This is a genomic window from Nocardia sp. NPDC050799, assembly GCF_040654015.1.
Classification (GTDB): domain Bacteria; phylum Actinomycetota; class Actinomycetes; order Mycobacteriales; family Mycobacteriaceae; genus Nocardia.
The window spans coordinates 127,172-145,931 of record NZ_JBFAHF010000004.1 but is presented as its reverse complement, the minus strand read 5'-3'; the positions used below and the strand labels follow the sequence as shown (position 1 = coordinate 145,931).

The 18,760-nt window shown below is 68.8% G+C and carries 18 protein-coding genes, 1 pseudogene and 1 riboswitch; of the genes and pseudogenes, 10 read left to right on the top strand and 9 right to left on the bottom strand.

The window, feature by feature from the left end; all coding sequences use genetic code 11:
- Positions 1-32 precede the first annotated feature (32 nt).
- From AB0H42_RS06235 to AB0H42_RS06220, 4 genes are all read right to left on the bottom strand, one after another.
- Positions 33-1,178: a glutamate--cysteine ligase gene (locus AB0H42_RS06235; RefSeq protein ID WP_030524679.1), complete on the bottom strand. Its 1,146-nt coding sequence runs from the start codon at positions 1,176-1,178 to the stop codon at positions 33-35.
- Between the two features lie 21 nt (positions 1,179-1,199).
- The gene (locus tag AB0H42_RS06230; RefSeq protein ID WP_357050605.1) at positions 1,200-1,892 is read right to left on the bottom strand and encodes a superoxide dismutase family protein; all 693 of its coding nucleotides are present in this window, start codon (positions 1,890-1,892) and stop codon (positions 1,200-1,202) included.
- Between the two features lie 125 nt (positions 1,893-2,017).
- Entirely contained in the window at positions 2,018-2,581 is a 564-nt protein-coding gene (locus AB0H42_RS06225; protein WP_357050603.1) for a LytR C-terminal domain-containing protein, read from the bottom strand.
- A 227-nt stretch (positions 2,582-2,808) separates the two neighbouring features.
- Positions 2,809-3,156, bottom strand: coding sequence for a DUF3263 domain-containing protein (locus AB0H42_RS06220; RefSeq protein WP_030524682.1), 348 nt, complete (start codon positions 3,154-3,156; stop codon positions 2,809-2,811).
- A gap of 246 nt (positions 3,157-3,402) precedes the next feature.
- Between AB0H42_RS06220 and AB0H42_RS06215 the strand changes: the two genes are divergently transcribed.
- From AB0H42_RS06215 to AB0H42_RS06205, 3 genes are read left to right on the top strand one after another with little or no spacing between them, the layout of a single operon-like run.
- The gene (locus AB0H42_RS06215) at positions 3,403-3,993 is read left to right on the top strand and encodes a peptide deformylase (protein ID WP_357050600.1); all 591 of its coding nucleotides are present in this window, start codon (positions 3,403-3,405) and stop codon (positions 3,991-3,993) included.
- Positions 3,983-4,993: a GNAT family N-acetyltransferase gene (locus tag AB0H42_RS06210; protein ID WP_357050597.1), complete on the top strand. Its 1,011-nt coding sequence runs from the start codon at positions 3,983-3,985 to the stop codon at positions 4,991-4,993. The genes AB0H42_RS06215 and AB0H42_RS06210 overlap by 11 nt, the downstream gene beginning before the upstream one ends.
- Before the next feature lie 50 nt (positions 4,994-5,043).
- Positions 5,044-5,859 (top strand): exodeoxyribonuclease III, encoded by an 816-nt coding sequence (locus tag AB0H42_RS06205; RefSeq protein WP_357050594.1) that lies wholly within the window; start codon positions 5,044-5,046, stop codon positions 5,857-5,859.
- A 5-nt stretch (positions 5,860-5,864) separates the two neighbouring features.
- Here the strand turns inward: AB0H42_RS06205 and AB0H42_RS06200 are convergent, their stop codons facing one another.
- Positions 5,865-6,443, bottom strand: coding sequence for a Uma2 family endonuclease (locus AB0H42_RS06200; RefSeq protein WP_245713357.1), 579 nt, complete (start codon positions 6,441-6,443; stop codon positions 5,865-5,867).
- 176 nt (positions 6,444-6,619) lie between these two features.
- Positions 6,620-6,744, top strand: a riboswitch (TPP riboswitch).
- Here AB0H42_RS06200 and thiC point away from each other — a divergent pair.
- Positions 6,735-8,363 (top strand): phosphomethylpyrimidine synthase ThiC, encoded by a 1,629-nt coding sequence (gene thiC, locus AB0H42_RS06195; protein WP_357050591.1) that lies wholly within the window; start codon positions 6,735-6,737, stop codon positions 8,361-8,363. Its footprint overlaps the riboswitch before it by 10 nt.
- 218 nt (positions 8,364-8,581) lie before the next feature.
- Here thiC and AB0H42_RS06190 read toward each other — a convergent pair whose 3' ends face one another.
- Positions 8,582-9,205, bottom strand: a complete 624-nt coding sequence (locus AB0H42_RS06190) for an SDR family oxidoreductase (protein ID WP_357050588.1) — start codon at positions 9,203-9,205, stop codon at positions 8,582-8,584.
- Between the two features lie 122 nt (positions 9,206-9,327).
- Entirely contained in the window at positions 9,328-10,104 is a 777-nt protein-coding gene (locus tag AB0H42_RS06185) for a helix-turn-helix transcriptional regulator (protein ID WP_357050585.1), read from the bottom strand.
- Positions 10,105-10,221: 117 nt separating this feature from the next.
- Here AB0H42_RS06185 and AB0H42_RS06180 point away from each other — a divergent pair, with 117 nt between their 5' ends.
- On the top strand, positions 10,222-10,575 hold the full coding sequence (locus AB0H42_RS06180) for a nuclear transport factor 2 family protein (protein ID WP_357050582.1): 354 nt from the start codon (positions 10,222-10,224) through the stop codon (positions 10,573-10,575).
- Between the two features lie 191 nt (positions 10,576-10,766).
- Here the strand turns inward: AB0H42_RS06180 and AB0H42_RS06175 are convergent, their stop codons facing one another.
- Positions 10,767-12,011, bottom strand: coding sequence for a KasA/KasB family beta-ketoacyl-ACP synthase (locus AB0H42_RS06175; RefSeq protein ID WP_357050579.1), 1,245 nt, complete (start codon positions 12,009-12,011; stop codon positions 10,767-10,769).
- 39 nt (positions 12,012-12,050) lie between these two features.
- Here AB0H42_RS06175 and AB0H42_RS06170 point away from each other — a divergent pair, with 39 nt between their 5' ends.
- From AB0H42_RS06170 to AB0H42_RS06150, 5 genes and pseudogenes are all read left to right on the top strand, one after another.
- On the top strand, positions 12,051-12,608 hold the full coding sequence (locus AB0H42_RS06170; protein WP_357050576.1) for a TetR/AcrR family transcriptional regulator: 558 nt from the start codon (positions 12,051-12,053) through the stop codon (positions 12,606-12,608).
- 84 nt (positions 12,609-12,692) lie between these two features.
- Positions 12,693-13,265 carry a Uma2 family endonuclease gene (locus AB0H42_RS06165; protein ID WP_357050573.1) on the top strand — a complete coding sequence of 191 codons (573 nt, stop codon included), beginning with the start codon at positions 12,693-12,695 and terminating at the stop codon, positions 13,263-13,265.
- Between the two features lie 58 nt (positions 13,266-13,323).
- Positions 13,324-14,163, top strand: coding sequence for a bifunctional hydroxymethylpyrimidine kinase/phosphomethylpyrimidine kinase (gene thiD, locus AB0H42_RS06160; protein ID WP_357050570.1), 840 nt, complete (start codon positions 13,324-13,326; stop codon positions 14,161-14,163).
- Between the two features lie 470 nt (positions 14,164-14,633).
- Positions 14,634-15,887 (top strand): annotated as a pseudogene (locus tag AB0H42_RS06155) (bifunctional glycosyltransferase family 2/GtrA family protein).
- Positions 15,884-17,962 carry a glycosyltransferase family 39 protein gene (locus tag AB0H42_RS06150; protein ID WP_357050567.1) on the top strand — a complete coding sequence of 693 codons (2,079 nt, stop codon included), beginning with the start codon at positions 15,884-15,886 and terminating at the stop codon, positions 17,960-17,962. The pseudogene AB0H42_RS06155 and the gene AB0H42_RS06150 overlap by 4 nt, the downstream one beginning before the upstream one ends.
- Before the next feature lie 548 nt (positions 17,963-18,510).
- Here AB0H42_RS06150 and AB0H42_RS06145 read toward each other — a convergent pair.
- Positions 18,511-18,760: hypothetical protein (locus tag AB0H42_RS06145; protein WP_357050564.1), on the bottom strand; the 250-nt coding region annotated here is incomplete at its 5' end.

The window sequence follows — 18,760 nt, the reverse complement described above, 5'->3', positions numbered from 1 at the left end:
CGGGCTGCTGAACAGCAGCGTACCGACCCGGGTCAGCTATCGAGTTCGCGGACCAGCGCGTCCACCACCGCGACCAGGTCCCCCTGGGCTGCCGCCGCCACCTGCCGCTGCCGCTGATAGTTGGCTCCGCGGCGCGGAATATCGGCCACCGCGGCGAGTTCGGCCACGCAATCCAGGCGCCGCGCGGTCGGCTCCAGCCGGGTCAGCAGATCGTCGAGGTCCTCGGTGACCAGGCGTTCACGGTTGTCGTCACCCACGATCACGATGGCGTCCAACCCGTACCGCGCGGCCCGCCATTTGTTCTCCTGCACATGCCAGGGCGGCAGGGTGGGCAGCGACTCACCGCGTTCCACCCGCTCGTCCAGATGCACGATCAGGCAATGGATGAACGCCGCGAGGGCGGCCAGTTCCGCCCGGTTGGAGATACCGTCGCAGATACGCACCTCGATGGTTCCCCATTTCGGGGCGGGCCGGATATCCCAGTGCATACCGCCGAGCTGTTCGAACACACCGGTTTTCATCTGGTCGTGCACATAGCGTTCGAACTCGTTCCAGTTCTCGAACTGGAACGGCAGTCCCGCCGTGGGCAACTGCTGGAACATCAAGGCGCGATTGCTCGCGTAACCGGTATCCGAACCCGACCACATCGGTGAGGAGGCCGACAGTGCCAGCAGATGCGGATAGGACAGCAGCAGGGAGTTGAGAATGGGGAATACCTTGTCCCGGTGCGACACCCCGACGTGCACGTGCACCCCCCAGATCAGCATCTGCCGACCCCACCACTGCGTGCGTTCGATCAGTTCGTCGTAGTGCTCGGACCGGGTGAGCTGCTGAGTGGACCATTGCGCGAACGGATGCGTGCCCGCGCAGAACAGATCCACGCCGAGTTCGTCGGCGGCCCGGCGCACCGTATCCATGGTGCCCGAGAGATCCGCCACCGCGGCCCCGACGGTTTCGTGCACCCCGGTAACCAGTTCCACTGTGTTGCGGAGCAGTTCCTTGGTCACCTGCGGGGTGCCGTCGTGCGCCCGCAGCTCACCCACCGCGTCGAAAACGGCTGCCGCCGTATTGGACAGATCGCGACTCGTCTTGTCGACGAGCGCGATCTCCCATTCGATCCCCACGGTCGGCCGAGGCGAACCGCGGAACGGCACCGGCTCGATCCGCGCCCCACCCATATCGGCCCCTCCGTCTTGCTTCTAACCGATGACGCCGCAGGCGACCCGGCCGCCCGCGTCACCGGTGCTCATCGTCTGCTGGTCCGGGCCGGCGCCACCCTCGCGGCTGTAACGGTCCGGGATATTGGCGAAGTTGTCCGAATTGGCGTGCACGATGATCGCCTTGCCCCGGATATCGCTCAGGGTGACGGTGTCGGTGGTGGTCACCAGGTAGCCGTGGCCGTCCTTGCGGACCTGCAGCGAGGTCAGGTCACCGCTGGCGGGGTGCCCGGTGGCACCGCCGACCTGCAGATGCCCGCCCGCGGACAGGAAGTCACCGGGCGCTCCACCGGCGGGCGGGGCCGAATTCGCCTCGCATTTGCCGTCCTGATGGATGTGCAGGCCGTGGAAACCAGGGGTCAAACCGGTTGTGTCGACGGTGATCCGCAGATGGTTGCCCTCGTCGGCGATATTCGCCGTCCCGACCTTCGCGCCGCTCGGCGACTTCAGTTCGACCTCGGTCCCCGAACCGGCCGGGGAGCGCTGCTCTTCTCCGTGCTCACCGGACTCGCCCGCGCCGGCCGGGGCCGGGGACGAGGTCCACACCGGCGGAGTTGTCCCTGTCACGTCACTGGATTCCTGACTGTTCGTGCAGGCAACGAGGCCGAAAGCCGCGACAGCCAGCACCGGGGTCACGCTCCGCCAAGACCGGCGACGAGAAGTGGACTGTGCCATCAGGGAACTCCTTTACGAGTACCGAGTTTAGGGGTAGAGCGTTTCGACAACGATCTTTCGACGCACAAGATGATGCCACGCCGCCCTCGTCCGGCCGGGACGCCCCCGATCCCGGGAGACGCGTGTCACCGCCCGGTCACCACCACTACGACTCCCGAACCGTCGCCCAGACCCGGGATCATCGGCGCGGTCGTGGCGCCGATATCCGCGGCGACCGCGGCGGCGGTGGCCTCGTCGGCCGGCGCCGGACCGTAGTACACAGTGGTGTTCTCGAGCGTGGTGGCGGCGTAGTTGCCGGTGGAGGTGTTGGTCCAGCCACGCGCCGTGAGCTCGTTCGCGGTCGTGGATGCCAGACCCGCGACCATGCTGTTGTTGAGCACCCGGACCGGGGCCGATCGATCGACCCCGCCGGCCGCCGCCGTGGTGCTCGGCGCGGCGACGGTGGTGGTACCGGATTCGGCGGCCGCGGTGGTGGGCGCGGCCGCGGTGGTGGTGGTGGAGCCGGCGCGTGGCGCGGCCAGCGCGGTCGTCGACGAGGCCGTCGTGCTCTCGGCGTTGTCCGAACTCTCCGAGTCCGCACTCGACAGCGACATCGCGCCCAGACCGGCGAAAACGATCGACAGGGCGATCAGAACCATTGCCGTCGCACGCAGCGGCGGTCCACCGGAGCCAGGGTTCGAATTGCTCACCCGCCCGAGCCTAGCGGTTGCTGTGTTCATTTGCCCCGCCTCCGGCGGGGCGGGTCGGGGCCCTGTGACCCCGATTCTTCCCTTCTCCGCTCAGTCGCTACGCTCCTTCGCTCCGTCGGTCCAGAATCGGGGGCGGGCCCCGACCACGGATATCGACCGTCCGGGGAGGGTAGAAAGGCGCGCACAGGAGCGATCCGGCGCCTGCGCCGAACGGCAGGGGTCCGGCTTCAGACCTGGAAGCCGAGCTTTCGCGCCGCTCGGGACTTCTGCCGGCTGGCACGTAGCCTGCGCAGGCGCTTCACCAGCATCGGGTCGGCGGCCAGGGCTTCGGGCCGGTCGATGAGGGTGTTGAGCACCTGGTAGTAACGGGTCGGCGACAGCGCGAACAGTTCGCGGATCGCCTCTTCTTTGGCGCCCGCGTACTTCCACCACTGTCGCTCGAAGGCCAGGATCTCGTGTTCGCGGCGGCTCAGGCCGCTCTCGGGATCTCGGGCCCCTTCGGGATTCGTATTCGCTGTGTTGGCCGGAGGACCGCCCTGAATTGCGGAAAGATCCCGCGCTGCTGCGCCGTCCATCTTGCTCCTCGCCGAGTTACCACCGGACGCGATCGCCGTATCAGGGCACGATCGGGTCACCGTGTTACTGCCTTGCGATATTCAACCACGCCGTCCGGACGAGCGCTGGCGTCGACGTCCGGCGTGTCCGGTACGATGGTACCACATATCCTGCGGGAACCCGTTCCACCTGCCCGGATCGGTAGCAGCGGCCACGCAGAGCAGGCCCTTTACACCGGCCGCCGCCGCCCCCAATAAGCTCGTGCCATGTCAATCCTGCCCATCGTGATCGTCGGCGACCCCGTGCTGCACGGCCCCACCGCGCCGGTGACCGAATCGCCGGCGGAACTGGCCGGGCTGATCACGGATATGTACGAGACCCTGGACGCCGCCAACGGCGTCGGCCTGGCCGCCAACCAGGTCGGAGTGTCCAAGCGCCTCTTCGTCTACGACTGCCCGGACCGGGCTGCGGACGGCACGGTGGTGCGGCGCCGGGGAGCGGTGATCAACCCCGTACTGGAGACCTCGGCGATCCCGGAGACCATGCCGGATCCCGACGACGACGAAGAAGGCTGCCTGTCGGTACCCGGCGAGCAGTACCCCACCGGCCGGGCCGAGTGGGCCAGGGTGACCGGAACCGACGAGCACGGCGAACCGGTCACCGTCGAGGGCACCGATTTCTTCGCCCGCATGCTCCAGCACGAGGTCGGCCATCTCGACGGCTACCTCTACCTCGACGTCCTGGTCGGACGCCACGCGCGGGCGGCGAAAAAGGCCGTCAAACGCAACGGCTGGGGCGTCCCCGGCCGCACCTGGCTACCCGGCAGCGATCCGGACCCCTTCGGACATGACGACTGACCCGCACGGCCACGACGGCGACATTCCGATCACCCGGATCCCGCTCGGCGAGCGGGTCGTGGTGCGATATCGGCTCCCCGAGGGCAGCACCCCGCCGCTCACCGATGTGATCGGTGAGGTGGTGGAGACGAATCCGCTGACCGTCCTGGCCGCCGACGGCCATCCGGTGCTGATCCCGGCGGCCAGCGTGGTGGCGTTGAAATCGCTGGCTCCCCGGCCGATTCGCACTTCGGAGATCCGCGCGCTGGAGACCGCGGCGGCGTTCGGCTGGCCCGGCACGGAATCCGCCTGGATCGACGGCTGGTTGTTGCGCGCCGGACACGGTTACACCCGGCGCGCCAATTCCGCGGTGCCCATCGGTGATTCGAGCGGGCCGGCCCGGATCACCCCGGACACCCTGCACCGGATCGGCGCCTGGTACGGCGCACAGGGATTGCCGCTGCAACTGGCGCTTCCGGACCGGCTGGCCACCGTGCCGCCGGGCTGGAACAGCTGGGGCGAAACCCGTGTCCTGGGCATCGACCTGGAGAATTTCGTCCTCCCGCAGGGCCCGTCCATGGTGCGTATCGCGCCCGAACCCGATATCGCGTGGCTGGAGATCCACCGCTACCGCGGCGACGAACCGAGCGGCCACTCCGCCACGGTCCCGCTGCCCGAAGTACTCTCCGCCGTGCACGACGGGCAGCTGGGTTTCGCCTCGCTGGGCCTGCCCAATCCCATCGCCATCGCCCGTGGCGCACTCACCGCCGCCGCCGACGGCCGCCGCTGGGTCGGCCTGACCTGTGTGGCGGTGGTGGCCGCCCATCGCCGGCACGGCCTGGCCGCACTCGTCTGCGGGGAACTGCTGCGCTGGGGTCGCGATCGTGGCGCGACACACGCGTACGTCCAGGTCGAGGCCGGTAATGTGGACGCCCTGGAGCTGTTCGGCGAACTCGGGTTCGTCGATCACCACAGCTACCGCTACGCCGTCCCCGGCAGTTCCGGGGTGGCCGGGCGGTAACGCCGGTACTCCCGAACTGCGGTTCACCCGACTCGCGAAAAGGTAATTTGTTGCGCCTGGCCACCTGGAATGTCAATTCGATCCGCTCCCGGCAGGACCGGGTGCTGGCCTGGCTGGATCGCCAGGACATCGATGTGCTGGCGATCCAGGAGACCAAATGCCGGGACGACCAGTTCCCCTTCGAGCGTTTCGCCGAGGCCGGTTACGAGGTCGCGCATGTGGGGTTGAACCAGTGGAACGGGGTGGCGATCGCGTCGCGGGTCGGTCTCGACGAGGTGGAGATCGGGTTCCCGGACCAGCCCGGATTCGATCGGGACGCCGCCGATACGCTCATCCCCTCACCGACCGTCGAGGCGCGGGCCCTGGGCGCCACCTGCGACGGAGTCCGGGTGTGGAGTCTGTACGTACCCAACGGGCGCGCGCTGACCGATCCGCACTACGAGTACAAACTGGCCTGGCTGGCCGCGCTCCGCGACAACGCCGCCCGCTGGCTGGCCGCCGATCCGCAGGCGAAGACGGCTCTGGTCGGGGACTGGAATATCGCGCCCACCGACGACGATGTGTGGTCCCCGGAACTGTTCGCCGGCAGAACCCATGTGTCGCAACCGGAACGGGACGCGTTCACCGCGATCACCGATACCGGTTTCGCCGATGTCATGCGGCCCTTCGCTCCCGGCCCCGGCGTGTACACCTACTGGGACTACACCCAGCTGCGCTTCCCGCGTAAGGAAGGGATGCGTATCGATTTCGTGCTGGCCTCGCCGGCCCTGGCCGCGACGGTGGCCGACGCCGGGGTGGACCGGGAGGAGCGCAAGGGCAAGGGCGCCAGCGACCACGCTCCGGTGATCGCCGAATTCACCCTGTGACGCCGTTACAGCCAGTCCGCGAGCGGATCGGTGGCGAGGAAGACACCGAGCGGCTCGGGAATTTCGATATCGGTGCCGAACGGCACGGTCACCTTGGTGCTGTAGCGCCCGTCCTCGGGCTCGCTGTACACGCTCACCTCCGCGGCACCGCGGTCGATCAGGAAGTAGAGCGGGATACCCGTGGCCGCGTACAGGAACGGCTTGTCGAGCCGGTCCCGCAGTTCGGTGTGCTGGGCCCGGGAACTGATCTCGATGGTCATGAACACCGGCTGCGGGTCCGACCATTCACCTTCACCGGCGAATGCCGACGCGGGCGCGAGGATGGCGTCGGGTCGCACGCGACTGCCGCCGGTACGCCCGGCCCGCAGGCCGCGATCGGCGAAAAGCCACAGTTCGGACCGGCGCGGCACCAGGAACCGCGCCAGCCACTGCACGACCCGGGTATGGTTGGTATCCGGTCGTGCCTTCGCGGCCAGCAGGCCGTTCAGATATTCGAGCCGCAGCCCTTCGGAAATCCGCTGGGCCGCCGCGTCGAGTTCCTCGAACTCGTCGACGGTCATCAGCGATCCATGCGAGAGGGTCACGGATAGACCCTATCTTTCGCAGTCCACAACAGCCGCACCGAACACTCTGTGCTTATCCGCCCCACTTCCGGTAGGGCGCGGGGCCCGGCTGTCACGGTAGGACGCCGGGAACCGGCGGAATTCGCCGTCCGGGACCGAGACGGTTCGCGGGCGGGTATGGTCGGCGGCGGAAAATTTCACATGCCAACGGGGGCTCGCACCAGCGGGCTGAGAGGACGGCTAGCTCCACGGAGCGCTCAGGGCTGTCGACCGTATGAACCTGACCGGGTAATGCCGGCGTAGGGAGGAAATATGACGACTACACCTGTCGATTCGGTGACCACCGGTCCGATCGAGGGCAGCGTCAAGCACTACCGGGAAATCGACGGTCTACGAATTCCGGTGCGCCGGATCGAGCTGACCAACGGCGACCATTTCGACGTCTACGACACGTCCGGCCCGTACACCGACGACACCGCGACCATCGACCTGGAGGCGGGCCTGCCCGCGCTCCGGACCGAGTGGGGCAAGCCGGATGTACCCGGCCCGCGTACTCAGCTCGCCTGGGCCCGGGCGGGGATCGTGACCCCGGAGATGCGCTTCGTCGCCGCTCGGGAGGGCGTGCCGGCGGAGCTGGTGCGCGCGGAGGTCGCCGCCGGCCGCGCGGTGATCCCGGCCAACCACCGGCATCCGGAACTGGAGCCGACCGTCATCGGCAAGAAGTTCCTGGTGAAGATCAACGCCAATATCGGCAATTCGGCCGTCTCGTCGTCGATCGCCGAGGAGGTCGAGAAGATGGTGTGGGCCACCCGCTGGGGCGCCGACACCATCATGGATCTGTCCACCGGCAAGAACATTCACGAGACGCGCGAGTGGATTCTGCGCAACTCGCCGGTCCCGGTGGGCACGGTGCCGATCTATCAGGCCCTGGAGAAGGTCGGCGGTGATCCGACCGCGCTCACCTGGGATATCTACCGCGACACCGTGATCGAGCAGTGCGAGCAGGGCGTCGACTATATGACCGTGCACGCCGGGGTACTGCTGCGCTATGTGCCGCTGACCGCGAAACGGGTCACCGGAATCGTCTCGCGCGGCGGTTCGATCATGGCCGCATGGTGCCTGGCCCACCACCGGGAATCGTTCCTGTACACCCATTTCGAGGAGTTGTGCGAAATCCTGGCGCGCTACGACGTGACCTTCTCGCTGGGTGACGGTCTGCGGCCCGGTTCCATCGCCGACGCCAACGACGAGGCGCAGTTCGCCGAACTCCGTACGCTCGGCGAGCTGACCACCATCGCGAAATCGCACGGTGTCCAGGTGATGATCGAGGGCCCCGGCCACGTGCCGATGCACAAGATCGTGGAGAACGTACGGCTGGAGGAAGAGCTGTGCGAAGAAGCCCCTTTCTACACCCTCGGTCCGCTGGCCACCGATATCGCGCCCGCCTACGACCACATCACCTCGGCCATCGGCGCGGCGATCATCGCGCAGGCCGGCACCGCGATGCTGTGCTACGTCACACCGAAGGAACATCTCGGTCTGCCCGACCGTGACGATGTGAAAACCGGCGTCATCACCTACAAGATCGCCGCGCACGCCGCCGACCTGGCCAAGGGCCATCCACACGCCCAGCTCCGGGATGACGAGTTGTCCAAGGCCCGGTTCGAATTCCGCTGGCGCGACCAGTTCGCGCTGTCGCTGGACCCCGATACCGCGCGCGAATACCACGACGAGACGATGCCCGCGGAACCGGCGAAGACGGCGCATTTCTGTTCGATGTGCGGTCCGAAATTCTGCTCCATGCGCATCTCCGCGGACGTGCGCGAGTACGCGGAGCAGCACAATCTGACGGATGTCGCCGCGATCGAGGCCGGGATGGCGGAGAAGTCGGCCGAGTTCACCGAGGCCGGTAAACGGGTGTATCTCCCGCTGACCACCTGAGGGGTGAGCGCCCGGCCCCGACCTCGTGGGGGCCGGCGCCCCCGCCGGGCCACCTGTGGCGACGCCGAAGGCATTCCGCGCCGGGCCCGCCAGGCGTCGCGGCCGGGCCCGTGCGATAGCCGATCCCGGTGGCGGGCTCGGCTCGGAACGGACCGCGACTACAGCGGATCCGGTACTCGCCGGGCCCACAGACCCACCGCAATCACTTCCGGAGCCGTTCAGTTGGAGATCCCGGGCGCCCGGTGCACATAGGTCCGGTCGGTGATCTGATCGAGCAGGAACTCCGCGATATCGGCGCGGGCGATCTTCAGGCTCAGCCCGGCCTCGTCGGCACCGAAGCCACGCCGGTAGGCGCCGGTGCGGGGGCCATCGGTGAAGGCGCTGGGCCGCACGATGGTCCACTCCAGGTCGCTGGCCCGCACATAGTCCTCCTGCTGCTGGTGGTCGGCGTAGGCCGGGCGCAGCAGCAGGCCGAACATGATGTACTTCCAGAGGAAATCCAGATTGGCACGGCTGTCGCCGGCGCCCAGCGTGGACTGGCAGATCAGCCGTTTCACGCCGGTGCGGTTCATCGCCTCGACGACCGTGCGGGTGCCCTCCGCCCGCACCACGCCCTTACGCCCGTTGCCCAGTGCCACCAGTACGGCGTCCTGGCCGTAGACGGCGCGCTCGACCGCGCCCGGGTCGAGCACATCCCCTTCTACGATGTGCAGGCGTTCGTGGGTGCGGGTGATCCGGCCGGCGTCACGGGTCAGCGCGGTGACCTCGTATCCGCGCGCCAGCGCCTGCTCCACGACGTGCCGTCCGACCGTGCCGGTCGCTCCGAAAACCGCGATTCGCATGATTGCTCCTGACTCGAAACCGTTGCCTTGTGGCCTGTTCCAGTACAGCAATCAGGAGCGAGACGAACCATGGCTCGAACGCTCGCCCGCATAAGCGAGCGTCTACGGCTCCGGGTGGCGGCTCAGGTGCGGAACAGCCGGGCCGTCGCCTCGTCGGCGGGGTAGAAGGCTTCGATATGGAGCTCGTCGATGGTGACGTCGGTAGCCGACAGGGCCGAGGCGGTGATGCTGAAGAAGGAGAGCTCGGCGTCGCCCACCCGCAACTGCAACGGCACCACCACATCGGTGCGGGCCCGGGCGCCGCGGTCGTGGCACGGATAGGCGGAAGCCTCGTCGAGCAGCGCTTTCAGCCGGCTGTCGCCGGTGGCCTCCAACCGCCCGCGCACCTGGCCGAGCAGATGGTTGCGCCACTGACCGAGGTTGCGAATCCGCGGCGCGAGGCCGCCGGGGTGCAGTGAGATACGGATGGCATTGACGGGCGGCTCCAGCAGCTCGGGGGCACAACCGTCGAGCAGCGCGTCGGTGGCGGCATTACGGTCGACCACATCCCAGCACCGGTCCAGCACCAGGGCCGGATGCGGGAGGTGCGCGTCGAGCAGGATCCGGAAGGCGTCCATCACCGACCGCAGTTCCGGTGCGTCCACCTCACGCTGGCCGTAACTCGGCGCGTAACCGGCCGCGAGGAGCAGTTCGTTGCGTTCGCGCAGCGGGACATCCAGGTGCCCGGCCAGTCGTTCGACCATCTCGCGCGTGGGCCGGGAGCGGCCGGTCTCCACGAAACTCAGATGGCGGGTGGACACCTCGGCCTCCGACGCGAGCTGCAACTGACTCAACCGGCGCCGCTCCCGCCAGGACCGCAGCAGGCCGCCGACCGAGGGTTCGGTTTCCGAGATCACCACATCCGAAATCGTAGCCGTCGCAGTAACCGATCCCATTACCTCCGAGGTAATCGTCGGGGCCGCCGATCCCGGTGATGCTTATGGCACCTGGTTCACACAACCCCGGAAGGAACAACGATGAAAGACACCGTCACCGCCTACCTGCAGACCTGGAACACCACCGACGCGGCCGTCCGGAAAGAACTGCTGAACACCCACTGGGCCCCGGAAGCGTCCTACATCGATCCGCTGGCCGAGGCGGCCGGCCTCGATGCGATCGGCGCGACCATCGGCGCGGTGCACGAACAATTCCCCGGATTCGTCTTCACCCCGGTCGGGGACCCGGATGCCCACCATCGTCAGGTCCGGTTTCAGTGGGGCCTGGGGCCCGCGGACGCCGAGCCGGTGATCATCGGTTTCGACGTTCTGGTCACCGATGAGCAGGGCCGGATCGCAACGGTGCTGGGCTTCCTGGACAAAGTGCCGGGCTGATGCCCGGACGGCCGGTCCCGCACCCGGTGGCGGCCGGGCGCCGATTCGGCCGGCACCGGCGCCGGCCCGCCCTTCCGCGGCGGTGACGAGGCCGGGGCCGGACGGGAACGAAACGCATCCGGCCCCGCACGCTGCGGCGCTCGGTCGAGCAGGTCGGCGTGGCCCCGGTCGCGCCGCCGCCGATCGTCGCATCAGGCGCGGCCCAGCGCCAGCGTCACATTGTGACCGCCGAACCCGAAAGAATTCGTCAGGGCGTACTCGATCCGCTGCGGCCGGGCCCGGCCGTGCACGATATCCAGGTCCGCCTCCGGGTTTTCGAGATTGAGGGTGGGCGGCACGACCTGTTCCCGCAGGGTGAGCGCGGTGAGGATGGTTTCCAGGGCGCCGACCGCCCCGATGGAATGCCCGAGCGCCGATTTGGGCGCGTAGACCGAGGCGTCGGGCGTGACCGCCTCGATCGCGGCCGCTTCCGAGGCGTCACCGATGGATGTCGAGGTGGCGTGGGCGTTGATATGGCCGATATCGGCCGGGGTCAGACCCGCGACGGCGATCGCCTTGCGCATGGCGCGCGCCGCGCCCTCGCCCGCCGGATCCGAAGCGACGATGTGATAGGCGTCGGAGGTGATACCGGCGCCGAGCACCCGGGCATGGACACGGGCGCCCCGGGCGCGGGCGTGGCGCTCCGATTCCAGCACCAGCAACGCACCCGCTTCGCCGAAGACGAAACCGTCACGGTCCCGGTCGAACGGCCGGGAGGCGGCGGCGGGATCGTCGTTGCGGGTGCTCATCGCGCGCATCATGGCGAAACTGGCGATCGGGACGGCATGGATATGACCCTCCACGCCACCGGCCACCACCACATCCGCCTCGCCGGTGGCGATCAGCCGCCAGGCCTGCGCGATGGCCTCGGTACCGGATGAGCACGCCGAGACCGGCGCGAAAACCCCCGCTTTCGCGCCGATTTCCAGACTGACGGCCGCCGCCGGGCCGTTGGGCATGACCATGGGCACCGACATGGGCGAGACCTTGCGGTAGCCGCCGGCGCGCATCGCGTCGACCGCAGCGATGAGCGCGTCGCCGCCGCCGAGCCCGGTGCCGATACTCACCGCGAGCCGTTCGCCCTCCACCTCCGGCCGGCCCGCCGCGCGCCAGACCTGCCGTCCGAGCACGAGGGCGAGCTGTTCGACATAGGAGTGCCTGCGCTGTTCGACCCGGGTGAGCTGCGCCCCCGGCTGGGCGGCGAGCTTGCCACCGATACGTACGGGCAGGTCGTATTCGGCGACGAAGTCGTCGTCGAGGGTGGTGATACCGGTCCGGCCCTCCAGCAGGCCCGACCAGGTCTCGTCCATATCGCCGGCGATCGAGGTGGCGCCCGCGTACCCGGTGACGACCACCTGCGCCGCCGCCGGAGTTTCTGAAGCGATCGGTACAGTCACGGGATCATGAATACCTGTAGCGTTCGCTACAGTCAACCCATGGCCCGCCCACTCGACCACGCCAAACGCGCCGAGATCCTCGACGCGGTGGTGCGCTATATCGCCGAACGCGGACTCGCGGACCTCTCGCTGCGTCCCCTGGCCGCCGCCCTGGGCACCAGTTCCCGGATGCTGATCTATTACTTCGGCACCAAAGAAGAACTGCTGGTCCAGGCCCTGGCGACCCATCGCCCGGATCTCACGGCCGTCTTCGCCGAAGTACACGACGCCGCCACGCTGCGCGAACGACTCTGGGATTTCTGGCGTTCGAACACCACCGGCGCGGGATCTGTCAGCGTGCGGGTGATGCTCCAGGTCCTCGGCGCGGCCTGCGCGCCCCACGGCCCCTACGCGGGCTACGCCGACCAAGCCACCGCGGCGTTCGTCACCGCCCTCACCGCGGGCCTGCGCGCACTGAACCCGGACGACGAACCCGAAGTGGTGGCCACGGTGCTGGTCTCCGGGTTGCGCGGCATCCTGCAGGACCGGCTCATCACCGGCGATATCGAACGCACCGACCGGGCGGCCCGCCGGATCATCGACCACACCCTCCGCTGACCCGCCGGGCTGTGCACCGGCGCGTGGGCGACAGCGTCATCGGAATGTTCGATACCGGTATCCCGAGGCAGGTATCGTTTCCTCATGACCGCCGTTCATGAGGAGATCATGACGAGCGAGGAGTTCGAGGAACTCGCCCGGTTGGCCGGTCGGGTCTCCGAAGGTATACGGCTGGAGTTGGTCGAGGGGCGGCTGGGGGCGAAGGGTGTGGCCGACGGGGATCACGGGCGGATTCTGCAGTGGCTGATCCGCATGTTCATCCTGGCCCGCCCGGAACTGTTCCTGACTGTCGAACAGGGGCTGAAGGTCGACGCCTATCGCAAGGGACGGGCACGTCCGGACGGCACGCTGGCGGATGCCGACGCATTCGTCGGGCAGGGGGAATGGGCCGACCCGGCCCCCGTCCTCATGGTGGTGGAAGTGACTTCCCGCGACAGCGACACCGAACAGCGGGACCGCCGTGAGATCGCCTACGCGGCCACCGGGATTCCGGTCTACCTTCTGATCGACCGGGAATTCGGCGAGATCACGGTGTTCAGCCGGCCCTCGAGCGCGCGCTACCAGCGCCGGGTGACCGTCTCGATCGGTGACAGCGTCGAGCTGCCCGACCCTGTCGGCCTGACCCTGGACACCGAACCGATCAAAGCCTGGGTCTGACGCTTGCCGACTCGAGACACCCACTCGGGCACGAACGCTGCCCACGTAGGGTGACCGGGTGAGATTGTTGCCGTTGACGCCCCCGGGGCAGACCCCGGTCCGGGTGCTCACCATCGCCGGTACCGATTCGGGCGGCGGGGCCGGAATCCAGGCCGATACCCGCACCATGGCCCTGTGCGGGGTGCATGCCCTGGTGGCGGTGGCCGCGGTGACCGTGCAGAACACAGTGGGCGTGAGTGGGTTCCACGAAATTCCCCCGCAGGTGGTCGCGGACCAGGTGCGCTCGGTGGCCGGCGATATCGGTATCGGCGCCGCGAAGACGGGCATGCTCGCCTCCGGTGACATCATCGAGGCCGTGGCCGGGGTCTGCCGGGAGGTCGGCATCGGGCACGACGCCGAGGTGCCGTTGGTGGTCGACCCCGTCGCGGCTTCCATGCACGGCGACCCGCTGCTGCACACCGAAGCACTCGATGCCGTGCGGTACACGCTGTTCCCGCTGGCCACCATCGTCACCCCGAATCTGGACGAGGTGCGGTTGCTGACCGGGGTGGAGGTCACCGACGCGGCGTCCGCCCGCCGCGCGGCCGAGGCGCTGCACGGGCTCGGACCGCGCTGGGTCGTGGTGAAGGGCGGCCACCTGCGCACCTCGGCGCAGAGCACCGATCTGCTGTTCGACGGCAACCGGTTCTTGGAGTTCACTGCCCCGCGTATCGAGACCGGCAACGATCACGGTGGCGGCGACACCCTGGCCGCGGCCCTGGCCTGCGCGCTGGCCCACGGCTATTCGGTCCCCGACGCCTTCGAATTCGCCAAGGAATGGACCCGGCGCAGCCTGGAAGCCGCCTACGACCTGGGCAAAGGCCACGGTCCGGTCTCCCCGCTGTGGCGGTTGAGCTGACGTCGGCCGAGTCGGCGAACCTGTCGGTGGGCGGGTCCATACTCGAGGTGTCACGAACATCCCCACAACGGAGTGGAGACCGGAACAACGACGTTCGATCAGTGACACCGGACGGGTCGGCCCGGCGCGCCGCCTTCCCGCCTGATCCGCATTCACGATCGGCCGTGCCCGGTACCCGGCGCCGACAGGTACGGCGTCCATCGAGCAATAACAGTGCTGTCGACCCAGCCGCACCGCTCGTGACGTTCGCCGACACACCTTCTGCCCATTCCGGATCGTCCACCTCCATGGTCGGGGCCCGCGTCCGGTTCTGGAGCGACAGAGCGAAGGAGCGCAGCGACTGAGCGGCGGAGTGAAGAACCGGGGTCACAGGGCCCCGACCCGCGGCGCCGAAGGCGCCGCAAATAAACACAGCTACCTCCCAGGTTGGCTGGAGCCGGGCCCCAGCCCGCCGACCGACTCTGGTCCACATGACCGAGACCGTGACCCTCGCCGCAGCGGCGGACCTCAGGGAACACACCGCGGCGCCGCCGGTGCTGGATGTGGTCGTTCCCGTGTACAACGAAGAAACCGATCTCGGCGTGTGTGTGCGCCGGCTTCGCGACTATCTCGACAGCGGGTTCCCGTTCCCGGCACGGATCACCGTCGCCGACAACGCCAGCACCGACTCCACGCCGGCGGTGGCCGAACTCCTCGCCGATGAGCTGAACGGTGTCCGGGTGGTCCACCTCGACGCCAAAGGTCGCGGGCGCGCGCTGCGCACGGTGTGGCAGGACTCGGACGCACAGGTCGTCGCCTATATGGACGTCGATCTCTCCACCGATCTGAACGCGTTGCTGCCGCTGGTCGCACCACTGGTCTCCGGACATTCGGATCTGGCGATCGGCACCCGGCTGGGTTCCGGGTCCCGGGTGGTGCGCGGTCCGAAGCGCTAACTCATCTCCCGCTGCTACAACCTGCTGCTGAAAGCTTCGCTGCGGGCACATTTCTCCGACGCCCAGTGCGGTTTCAAGGCCATGCGCACCGCGGTGGCGCGCGAACTGCTCCCGCTGGTCGAGGACGGGGAGTGGTTCTTCGACACCGAACTGCTGGTCATCGCCGAACGCGCCGGGCTGCGGATCCACGAGGTCCCGGTGGACTGGATCGACGACCCCGACAGCCGCGTCGATATCGTCGATACCGCCTACAAGGACCTGCGCGGCATCTGGCGGATGGGCCGCGCGCTGGCCACCGGATCGCTCCCGCTGGCCGAGCTCCGCGCGGCGGTGGGCCGCGAGCCGCTGGTCCCCGGGGTGCCACTCGGCATGGTGGGCCAGCTGGTGCGGTTCGCACTGGTCGGGGTCGGCTCCACCCTCGCCTACATACTGCTCTACCTGCTGCTGCAACCGATGGCCGGTGCGCAGGTCGCCAATTTCGCGGCCCTGTTGATCACCGCGGTCGGCAATACCGCCGCCAACCGGGCCTTCACCTTCGGGGTGCGCGGGCAGCGCGGGATGGTGTCACACCAGTTCCAGGGTCTGCTGATCTTCGGGTTCGGGTTGCTGGTCACCAGCGGCTCGCTGTTCGCCCTGCACCACTGGGCGCCCGGCGCCCCGGTGCAACTGGAGTTGTTCGTCCTGGTCGTCGCGAACCTGATCGCCACTCTCATGCGGTTCGTCGGGCTGCGCTGGGTGTTCCGTGCGAGCGGCCGCCTCGCACCGGTAGCCGAGGAGGTCGCTCGATGACGGTGACCGCCGCTCCTGCCGGAACCGGGGCGTCCCCGGCACCCACAACCACTCCCGGGCCGGCGCGTGCGAACCGCTGGGAGTACCCCGCGTCGGCGGCGCTGCTGCTCGCCACCGGACTCTCCTACCTGTACAACCTGAGTGCCAACGGCTGGGCCAATTCCTTCTACTCGGCCGCCATCCAGGCGGGTTCGGTGTCGTGGAAGGCGTTCTTCTTCGGTTCCTCCGATGCCGCGAATTCCATCACCGTGGACAAGGCGCCCGCGTCACTGTGGCTCATGGAGCTGTCGGTGCGCCTGTTCGGTTTGAGCAGCTGGAGCATCCTCGTGCCCCAGGTGCTGCTGGGGGTGGCGACGGTAGCGCTGGTCCGGAAGATCGTGCGACGTTCGTTCGGCCCGGCGGCGGGGTTGATCGCCGGGCTGGCGCTGGCGGTGACACCGGTATTCGCGCTGATGTTCCGGTTCAACAATCCGGACGCGCTGCTGGTGTTGCTGATGGTCGCCGCGGTGTGGGCGACGACGCGCGCGCTGGACGACGGACGCCGGCGCTGGCTGATACTCACCGGGACCTTCATCGGATTCGGCTTTCTGGCCAAACAGTTGCAGGTCATGCTGGTGGTGCCCGTCCTGGCGCTGGTCTACCTGTTCGCCGGGCCACCGAGGCTCGGCACTCGTATCGCGCATCTGTTCGCCGCCGGTGCCGCCATGGTGGTGGCCGCGGGCTGGTGGATTCTTGCCGTGGAACTGTGGCCGGCCGGTTCGCGCCCGTACATCGGTGGTTCGCAGCACAATTCGATCATCGAACTGACCCTCGACTACAACGGGTTGGGGCGGTTGAACGGTAACGAGACCGGCAGCGTCGGCCCGGGCGGTGAACTGCCGCCCGGCGGCAACGGTATGTGGGGCCGGACCGGGATAACCCGGATGTTCGACCAGATGCAGGGCGGGCAGATCGCCTGGCTGATCCCCGCGGCGCTGGTCGCGCTGGTCGCCGGACTGCTGCTGCGCGGCCGGGAGGGCCGCACCGACCGTCCCCGCGCGCAGGTGCTGCTGTGGGGTGGCTGGCTGCTGGTCACCGGGCTGGTGTTCAGCTTCATGGCCGGGATCTTCCACCAGTACTACACGGTGGCGCTGGCCCCGGCTGTCGCCGCGCTGGTGGGTATCGGCGCGGTGCTGTTCTGGCGCGAGCGGTCCCGGTGGTGGGTGCGTGCGGCGGCCGCGCTCGCAGTCGGCCTGACCACCGCCACGGCCTGGATGTTGCTCTCGCGCAGTGCGGAGTTCCTGCCGTGGCTGCGGTGGGCGGTACTGGCCGGCGGTATCGCCGCGACGGTCGCGCTCCTCGTACCGCTGCCCGGCCGAGCGGCCGCGGCGGCGGCGGTGCTCGCCGCGACGGTGGGCCTGGCCGGACCGGTCGCCTACACGGTGGACACGCTGAACACCGGCCACGCCGGGTCGATTCCGACTGCCGGGCCGAACACGGGGATGTTCGGCGGTATGCGGCCGCCCGGTATGGGCGGCGAGATGCCGGGATTCCTGGTCGGAATGGACGGTGGTCCGGGCGGAATGCCGGGTATCGACCGCGGTCCGGGTGGGATGCCCGGTATGAACGGCGGACCCGGCGGCATGCCAGGGATGACCGGCGGCGGGACCGGGCCCGGCGGCGGCGCAATCAGCGGTGACGATGGACGCGACGGCAACCGCCGGGGCGGGACCGGCGGCGGATTCCTGAACGCGAGCAGTCCCAGCGATGCGCTGGTGGCGCTGCTGCGGGAGAACGGCGACGCCTACACCTGGGCGGCGGCCACCATCTCCGCCAACGGCGCCGCCGGATATCAGCTGGCCACCGAACTGCCGGTCATGCCGATCGGCGGGTTCAACGGCAGCGATCCCTCCCCCACGCTGGAGCAGTTCCAGCGGTACGTGGCCGCCGGGCAGATCCACTATTTCCTCGGGGGCGGATCCGGGCCGGGCGGCCGGCAGGGCACGACCGCCGCGATATCCCAATGGGTCGCGGACAGCTTCACCGCGAAGGAGGTGGACGGGGTCACGCTCTACGACCTCACCGCGCCCAAGTGAGCCGGCCCGGAGCGCCGATGGCCCGGAGCGTGTTCGGCCCGGCCATCGGCGTCGTGCCGCTCGGGCCCGAGGAACACTCGGCGGAAGCGCCTGGCGCCACTGCCCGGCTCGGTTGTCCGAGTCGGACCTCGCGCACCCGGACGGGCAGGCCGCGTTCCGCACCGCCGGTCGGAGCGAGACTGGGGCGCGCAGGGTTCCAGGGTGCCGGAAGGACGGAGGTTAATTCAAGTTGCAGATAGTCGGCAACTTATCGGCAATCGGATACGAGGTGCTGCGATCACCGCCGGACCGACGACGACGGAGGCGCACGCGGTCCGCGGCGGGGCAACCGCCCCGGAGCGGAAATCGCCGAGCGGACGGCGCGAGCGCGAGAAGCCGGCATCGACCGCGTAGAAATCCACCGGTGTCTGGGTCGGACACTGCGCCGGAACGCACCCGCACGCCCCGACGCCGCCGATGGCCGCCCGCCTACCGCGACCACCTCACCTGGCTCACCCGCCCGGCGCGTACTCCCGTCACAGCGTGCGAGCCCGGATCGGATCAGAGCCTCATCCGGCGGTATCGACGGCGAACACCACCCGCGTCGCGGAGACGCGCCGGACCACCGGCAGGCGATGGGCTGCGCGAGGACGCCCATCCACGACTCGGCAGCCGGCCGCGTCGAAGACGTAGGAGGACGAATCGAATCGGCGCTGATACGTCGATGGCTCGGAGTCGAGCGGGCGGGTATCACCTTCGACGATGTCGTGGTGGTGGCGGGTTGCGGTCCGATCGGTCTCGGGATGGTGGCCGGTGCGC

Coding starts and splice junctions, on each gene's coding strand:
- AB0H42_RS06235 (WP_030524679.1), bottom strand. CDS start 1,178: ATGGGTGGGGCGCGGATCGAGCCGGTGCCGTTCCGCGGTTCGCCTCGG.
- AB0H42_RS06230 (WP_357050605.1), bottom strand. CDS start 1,892: ATGGCACAGTCCACTTCTCGTCGCCGGTCTTGGCGGAGCGTGACCCCG.
- AB0H42_RS06220 (WP_030524682.1), bottom strand. CDS start 3,156: ATGGACGGCGCAGCAGCGCGGGATCTTTCCGCAATTCAGGGCGGTCCT.
- AB0H42_RS06215 (WP_357050600.1), top strand. CDS start 3,403: ATGTCAATCCTGCCCATCGTGATCGTCGGCGACCCCGTGCTGCACGGC.
- AB0H42_RS06210 (WP_357050597.1), top strand. CDS start 3,983: ATGACGACTGACCCGCACGGCCACGACGGCGACATTCCGATCACCCGG.
- thiC (WP_357050591.1), top strand. CDS start 6,735: ATGACGACTACACCTGTCGATTCGGTGACCACCGGTCCGATCGAGGGC.
- AB0H42_RS06190 (WP_357050588.1), bottom strand. CDS start 9,205: ATGCGAATCGCGGTTTTCGGAGCGACCGGCACGGTCGGACGGCACGTC.
- AB0H42_RS06180 (WP_357050582.1), top strand. CDS start 10,222: ATGAAAGACACCGTCACCGCCTACCTGCAGACCTGGAACACCACCGAC.
- AB0H42_RS06170 (WP_357050576.1), top strand. CDS start 12,051: ATGGCCCGCCCACTCGACCACGCCAAACGCGCCGAGATCCTCGACGCG.
- AB0H42_RS06165 (WP_357050573.1), top strand. CDS start 12,693: ATGACCGCCGTTCATGAGGAGATCATGACGAGCGAGGAGTTCGAGGAA.
- AB0H42_RS06150 (WP_357050567.1), top strand. CDS start 15,884: ATGACGGTGACCGCCGCTCCTGCCGGAACCGGGGCGTCCCCGGCACCC.